We start from the raw sequence: 6,352 nt of genomic DNA, 5'->3' as shown, positions 1-6,352 counted from the left end.
AGCTTGTGGCAGCCCTTGCAGAACTTCGCGTCGGTGCCGCCCGCGCCGTGGCAGACCTCACACGCCGTGATCTCCTTCTTGGCCGACTCCGCGTGCACGCCGATCTTCTCGGCGGGCTTGCGCAGCCAGTCGCCGGCCTTGTGCGAGGAGGGCAGCGGCTTCTCCTTGTCGTGGCAGTCGTTGCACAGCTTCTGGTCGTGGCACTCGCCCAGGCAGCCCGGCGCCCCCTTCTCGCGCACGGCGGCGGCGTGCTGGGTCTTCCAGGCCACCTTCGTGTCGAACTCCCAGCCGCCGACCTTGCTGCCGTGGTGGCACTTGTCGCAGAAGAAGGTCTTGGACTGCTCGTGGCACATCTCGCACTTGGCGAGCTTCTCCTTGGAGGCCTCGGGGTGGCCGCCGCTGAACTCGGCGTTGGCGGGCACCGTCCCGGTCGGCTCCGTGAAGTACGCATCGTGCGGGATCGACATGCCGTGGCAGCCGGTGCAGAACTCGTCCTTCTCGTGGCACGTCGAGCAGTAGCTCACCGCCTTCACCGAGACGACATGCCAGCCGTCCTCCGTGCGCTGGGTCTCGGTCACGGCCTCCTCGCCGCCTGAGGACGCGTACGCCTTCCGCACGCCGAGGAGGGACGCCTTCGCCTCGACCTCCCCCTCGCCCTCCGTCGCGTGAGCGACGCGCTCGAGGTCCTCGCGGGCCATCTCCGCGTGCGGAGCGAGCTCCTCGCCGGGCACCTTCACGAAGCCCGTCTTGTCGTGATTGTCCGGCTTGAGCTTGAAGCCCTCCGGGTGGCACGCGGAGCACTCACCGGGTGCCAGAGCGTCCTTCTCGAGGCTGTGGCACCGGTAGCACGCGGTCATCTCCATGAAGTTCTCGTGGCCGCGGTTGAGCTCGCCGGTGCTCGGGTCGACGTTGACGAGCTGCACGTCCCACTCGGGATGCGCCACCCGGTTATGACAGAACGTGCAGGTGATGTCCTCATCGATGTGGGTCTGGTGGTCGATGATGATCCCGTCCGAGGGCGTCACGTCTCGATTGGACATCGAGTGGCACTGCGTGCACTGCGAGGCCGGCATGTGCTTGGTGTCGAGAGCCAGGTGCGATTCCGCGTTGAGCGGGATCTCGAACTTGTTCGTGGCGGTGAGGTAGAGCTCGCCGAGCGCCGTGGCCTTGTGAAGCAGGAAGGTCACCGGGTCGGCGTTGACCGGCATGTGGCACGCCATGCAAGAGATGTTCGCGTGCGAGGAGGCCCTGTAGGCGATGATCGTGTCGTCCTGGACCTTGTGGCACACCTCCGCACAGAACCAGCGTGTCGACGTGGCGCCGAGCGCCACGATGACGAACGCGGCCATCGCGAGCACGGCCGCGCCGGTCCAGATGATGTACCGCGGTCGCCGGGCCGGGTCTTTGAACCCGGCGAGCGATATCCTCGCCATACGCACCTCTCTTCGCCTTCGCCCCCGCCGGATGGCGTGAACGCGCTCACGAACGAGCACACAGCGAATCAACGATACTTGAAGACGGCCTGACGCAGCAACCACATTCCCCCAGGTTCGACGAAGGAGTGGTCGCGCGTCCCGGAAAGGGCGGTGCGCTCACAGCGCCAGGATCAGCGAGACCTCGACCGGAGCGCCCAGGGGCAGAGCGGCGACGCCGACGGCCTCCCGCGCGTGCCGCCCGCGCTCCCCGAATGCCGTCAACAGCACCTCGGAAGCGCCGTCGACGACCGCCGGCCGGGCCTGGAACCGCTCGGCGGAGGCGACGTAGCCGACGAGCTTCACGACCGCCGTCACCTCGTCGAGCGAGCACACGACCGCTGCCGCCGCCAGGGCGTTGAGGGCTGCTTGCCGGGCGCAGGTGCGCGCCGTGCCCTCGGAGACCTCCGCGCCGACCCGGCCGCTGGTCAGAAGCGCCCCGTCGAGGACCGGGAGCTGGCCGGCCGTGAACACGAGGCCGCCCGCGAGTACGGCAGGCACGTAGGACCCCTTGGGCGCGGGCGGTGCGGGGAGACGGAGACCGGCGGCCTCCAGGCGCGCCGCGACGCTCACGCGCTCGCCGACTCGGTCGTCTGCTTCAGCTCGTACGTGGCGGCCGAGATGTTCCGGGAGGCCTCGGCGGCCTGCTGACTCACCAGAGCGACCTCGCGCATCGATACGACGACCTGCTCGGACGCCGTGCGCTGCTGTTGCGTCGCGATCGAGATCTGCTTGGCCGCGTCCGTGGTCTGCTCGACCTGGTGCACGATCCGGTCCAGCGAGTCCGCGGTGCGCTGGGCGAGGGACTTGCCCTCGTCGACCTTCTTGGCCGCACGCTCGGTGGCCATGATCAGGCCGGACGTGGACGCCTGTATCTCGCGCACGACGCGACCGATCTCCTGGGTCGACTCCGTGACGGAGTCCGCGAGCTTGCGGATCTCCTCGGCGACGACGGCGAACCCCTTGCCCGCCTCCCCCGCCCTTGCCGCCTCGATGGCGGCGTTGAGCGCCAGGATCTTCGTCTGCTCGGCTATCTCGTCGATGATCGTCAGCACGCGCCCGATCTCCTGGCTGCGCTCGGCGAGAGCGAGTATCCGGTCCGAGGACTGCTGGGTGGTCAGCCGGATCTCCTCTATGCCCTCGGACGTGTCGTGGACCGCCGTCATCCCCTCCTCGGCGCTGGCCAGTGTCGTCTCCGCGATCCGCACGACCGACTCGGAGTTCTCCGCGATCTGCTTGGAGGTCTGGGCGAGCTCCTCCAGCGTCGCCGAGGTCTGGGTCACGGCGGCTGCCTGCTCGGCGGCGCCGGAGGCCTGCTCCTCGGTGACCGTGAGTATCTCCGACGACAGATCGCGCACGCGCCCGCCCATGTCCCTCATCCGCTCGAGGGAGCCCTGTCCCCGCTCGAAGACCTGCTCGAGACGCCGGCGCATCTCGCGCAGGTCCTTGGAGGCGGAAGGCGTGGCGCCGAAGGCGGCGGTCGCGTCGGCGAGCACGCCTGCCAGGATGGTGCGGGACGTACGGATCGCGATCAGGTAGCAGCACGCGCCGAGTCCGAGACCCGACGCGATGGACAGCAGCGAGAAGACGAGCCACGCCGACGGGCCGCGCGCCACCACGAACACGCCGGCCACGAGAGGGAAGGCCACTCCGATGGCCAGGCCGACGAACAGCATCGTGACGAGCAGCCGTGTGCCGGTGTCGCGCTTCATGACGCCTCCGTGTCGCGATGGCCGCCGCTTCTCGCGGTGCGCCTACGGCCGGGCCGACCAAGGGGATTCTAGCAGCCCGCATCCTCCTTCGGCAGGACGGCTTGATTGGGCTATACCCCACGGGGTATACTGGCGCCGTGAGGGCGTCCGGTGACGGCGGAAGGGGTCATGATCGTGAGGGTCGCGATAGACGCGGGAGTCTGCGACAGGTCGCCGGGGTGCCCGGTCCGGCGGGTGTGCCCGCGCGGGGCCGTCGTGCCCGTCGAGGGCGGTGCCTATCCGGGCGCCGATGGGTACACGGTGGAGGAACAGCGTTGCACGGGATGCGGCATCTGCGTCCGCCACTGCCCTGCCGGTGCCGTCGGCCCGATACTCTGAGGTGAGGAGCGAGATGTCCGATCAGCGCGTCACCGTCGAGGTCTTCGACCTGCCGGCAGACACCGCGTGCTTCAGCGGAGGATGAGGCCCGTCCTGGTCTCCGGAGGAGATCACGGCGATAGTCCGGGTCGAGATGACGAACCGGTTCGGGGGGGCCGCGGAGATCGTCTACCATGACGTCTCGCTGCCCGACGTCCGCGAGCGGCACGGCTCGACGATCGAGACGATAGAGGCGCGAGGGCTGCTCTACCCGGTCACGGTCATCGACGGAAGACCTGTCTACGACGGCGCCGTATCGTACCCCGCCATCCTGAGGGCGGTGCAGAGCCGGCTCGAGTCCATCGAGCAGACCGGCTGAGGGCCACCGAGCGCGAAGAGAGCGCGGGAGCGCCGCCCCGCTCGATGATCAGACGCGCCTGCGCGCCCAATCCCAGAACATGCCGACGAGTCCCTTCTCGAGGAACTGCTCCCACGCCGTCCCGGCCGCATGCTCCGGTGGCAGCGACGCGTCGTATCCCGCCCGGCGCCGCGGGTCGGAGAGCACCTCGTAGGCCTCGTTGATCCTCTGCATCCGTCGGGTCGCGGCATGGCGTCCCTCGGGGGGGACCTTGTCCGGATGGTACTTCATGCACAGCGCTTTGTACGCCTTCTCGATCACCTCGGGCTCGGCCGAGCGGCTCACCTGCAACCTCGTGTAGTGGTCCATGTGTCTCCCGGTCCTGGCAGCGGCGGAGGCCTAGTGTCTCTCGCAGACGCGGTCGGGCACGAGCGTGGGTTCGAGGTACATCTCCAGCGCCTCCGAGCAGCGCTTGTTCGCCAGCGCCATCCCCGACGCGCAGATCCTTACCAGGACGGCGTCGCCGTCGCGCGGCGGCTTCTCCATGGAGGACGCCGCCGGGGCACGCTGCTCCTCGAGGGCCCGGGTCATGTACGACTTCCAGATGCGGGCCGGGAACGTGCCGCCGGTCACCTTGATCCCGCGGACGTCGGTCATGTCGACCTGCGCCTCGCGGTACCCGACCCAGACCGCCGTGACCAGTTCGCCGGCGTAGCCGACGAACCAGGCGTCACGGTGGGACTGCGTGGTGCCCGTCTTGCCCGCCGCCCACTCCTCGAGCTTCGCCTCCGTGCCCGTCCCCGACTCCACCACCTCGTGCAGCATGAGGGACGCCTTGACGGCCACGTCGGCGGGCACGGCGCGGGAAGGATCGCCCCCGCCCGCGTAGAGGCGCTTCCCCTTCGGGTCGGTGACCTCGGTGATGCCATGCGGCGGCGCGAGCATGCCGGCGGCGGCGATGGTGCCGTAGGCCGACGCCATCTCGAGCGGCGAGACGCCCTTGGACAGGCCCCCGAGAGCTATCGCGGGGTTCGGCTCCAACGGGCTGGCGATCCCCATCCTCCTCGCGGTTTCGACGACCTTCTCGGGGCCGACGCGCATGACGAGCCGCGCGTACACGGCGTTGACCGACCGGTTCGTCGCGGCCCTCAAGGTCATCCGCCCGGCCGTTCCGGCGTTCTCGTAGTTCTGGACGTTCCAGACCCCGTCTCTCACCCGGATCGAGCATGGGGTCGAAGCGAAGACGTCGTCGGGCCGGACGCCCTGCTCCAACGCGGTCACGAGCACGAACGGCTTGAACGCCGAGCCGGGCTGACGTCTGCCTTGCACGGCCAGGTTGAACCGGTCGCTCTCGTAGTCGCGGCCTCCGACCATGGACAGTACCCTGCCCGTCCGGTGCTCGAGGCACACCAGCGCGACCTCCGGGTCCTGCGGCGAGGGCAGGGATGCCCGCGCGGCGCGCTCGGCGGCGGCCTGCAGGACCGGGTCGAGCGTCGTGTGGACGCGCAGTCCCCCCTCGTAGACGGCGTCCGCCCCGATCTCCTCCATCAGTTGCCGCTTCACCCACTCCACGAAGTGCGGGGCGACCTCCCGCGGGTCGACGGGCGCCACGACGTCCAGGGGAGCCGACTCCGCCTCGCGCCGCTCCGCCTCACCGATCGCTCCGGCGTCGCGCATCCGCCTCAAGACCAGGTCCCTTCTCCGGCGCGCCGCCTCCGGGTCCTGACGCGGGTCGTAGCGCGCAGGCGCCCCGATGAGGCCGGCCAGCATCGCGCTCTCCGGCAGCGTGAGGTCCGAGACGTGCTTGCCGAAGTACGACTGTGCCGCGCTCTCCACTCCGTAAGAGCCTCCGCCGAAGTACACGACGTTCAGGTACGTCTCCAGCACGCGGTCCTTGTCCGCCTTCGTCTCGAGCTGGTAGGCGAGCAGAGCCTCGCGGACCTTGCGACCCGGCGTCCGCTCGCCGCCGGCGAAGAGCAGCTTCACGAGCTGTCGGGTGATGGTGCTGCCGCCCCGACGACCGCCGGCCTCGCCGGCGCTCGCCCACGCCGCGCGCACGACGGCACGCGCGTCCACGCCGTTGTGCTCGTAGAAGCGCACGTCCTCGATCGCGACGACCGCGTCGCGAAGCGCGACCGGTACGTCGGCCAGCGGCACGACCTTGCGATCCTGCTCGCCGTGCCACTCCGCGATGACCGACCCGTCTGCCGCGTAGACGACCGATGTCTCGGCGGGGCGCACCGACTCCGGGCCCGTCTCGAGGTCGGGAAGGGTCAGGGTGAGGCGGTAGAGGTACAGCCCCGCCGCCGAGAGCGCGAGGAACATCGCGCCCAGCACCCCGACGACGATCTTGATCACGCGAGTCAGACGCTCAGGGGACACCCGCGCCTCCGCTGGGTCGGCCGCGCCGACGCGGCCGGGAGGAGGCCGGGGCGAACCGGTTACAATCGGTC

General features: G+C 69.8%; 7 protein-coding genes. 2 read left to right on the top strand and 5 right to left on the bottom strand.

Annotated elements, in window-relative coordinates; all coding sequences use genetic code 11:
* The 3 genes from IBX62_07470 to IBX62_07460 form a co-directional block, all read right to left on the bottom strand.
* A partial coding sequence (locus tag IBX62_07470) for a NapC/NirT family cytochrome c (protein ID MBE0476917.1) occupies positions 1 to 1,433 on the bottom strand: 1,433 nt, incomplete at its 3' end.
* A 159-nt stretch (positions 1,434 to 1,592) separates the two neighbouring features.
* Positions 1,593 to 2,045, bottom strand: coding sequence for a RidA family protein (locus IBX62_07465; GenBank protein MBE0476916.1), 453 nt, complete (start codon positions 2,043 to 2,045; stop codon positions 1,593 to 1,595).
* Positions 2,042 to 3,184: a methyl-accepting chemotaxis protein gene (locus IBX62_07460; protein MBE0476915.1), complete on the bottom strand. Its 1,143-nt coding sequence runs from the start codon at positions 3,182 to 3,184 to the stop codon at positions 2,042 to 2,044. The genes IBX62_07465 and IBX62_07460 overlap by 4 nt, the downstream gene beginning before the upstream one ends.
* 168 nt (positions 3,185 to 3,352) lie before the next feature.
* Between IBX62_07460 and IBX62_07455 the strand changes: the two genes are divergently transcribed.
* Together IBX62_07455 and IBX62_07450 are read left to right on the top strand one after the other, a co-directional pair.
* Entirely contained in the window at positions 3,353 to 3,562 is a 210-nt protein-coding gene (locus IBX62_07455; protein MBE0476914.1) for a 4Fe-4S binding protein, read from the top strand.
* A gap of 133 nt (positions 3,563 to 3,695) precedes the next feature.
* Positions 3,696 to 3,920 (top strand): hypothetical protein, encoded by a 225-nt coding sequence (locus IBX62_07450; protein MBE0476913.1) that lies wholly within the window; start codon positions 3,696 to 3,698, stop codon positions 3,918 to 3,920.
* Between the two features lie 48 nt (positions 3,921 to 3,968).
* Here IBX62_07450 and IBX62_07445 read toward each other — a convergent pair whose 3' ends face one another.
* Together IBX62_07445 and IBX62_07440 are read right to left on the bottom strand one after the other, a co-directional pair.
* Complete coding sequence (locus tag IBX62_07445) at positions 3,969 to 4,268, bottom strand: J domain-containing protein (protein MBE0476912.1); 300 nt, start codon at positions 4,266 to 4,268, stop codon at positions 3,969 to 3,971.
* A gap of 30 nt (positions 4,269 to 4,298) precedes the next feature.
* Positions 4,299 to 6,281, bottom strand: a complete 1,983-nt coding sequence (locus IBX62_07440; protein MBE0476911.1) for a PBP1A family penicillin-binding protein — start codon at positions 6,279 to 6,281, stop codon at positions 4,299 to 4,301.
* Between the last annotated feature and the right edge of the window lie 71 nt (positions 6,282 to 6,352).

It is taken from the genome of Coriobacteriia bacterium (genome assembly GCA_014859305.1).
Classification (GTDB): domain Bacteria; phylum Actinomycetota; class Coriobacteriia; order Anaerosomatales; family Kmv31; genus Kmv31.
This window is presented reverse-complemented; position numbering and strand designations above follow the sequence as displayed.

Bases quoted from the DNA above. Each gene is read 5' to 3' on its own strand.
- IBX62_07450 (MBE0476913.1), top strand. From the start codon at position 3,696: ATGACGAACCGGTTCGGGGGGGCCGCGGAGATCGTCTACCATGACGTC.
- IBX62_07460 (MBE0476915.1), bottom strand. From the start codon at position 3,184: ATGAAGCGCGACACCGGCACACGGCTGCTCGTCACGATGCTGTTCGTC.
- IBX62_07445 (MBE0476912.1), bottom strand. From the start codon at position 4,268: ATGGACCACTACACGAGGTTGCAGGTGAGCCGCTCGGCCGAGCCCGAG.
- IBX62_07455 (MBE0476914.1), top strand. From the start codon at position 3,353: ATGATCGTGAGGGTCGCGATAGACGCGGGAGTCTGCGACAGGTCGCCG.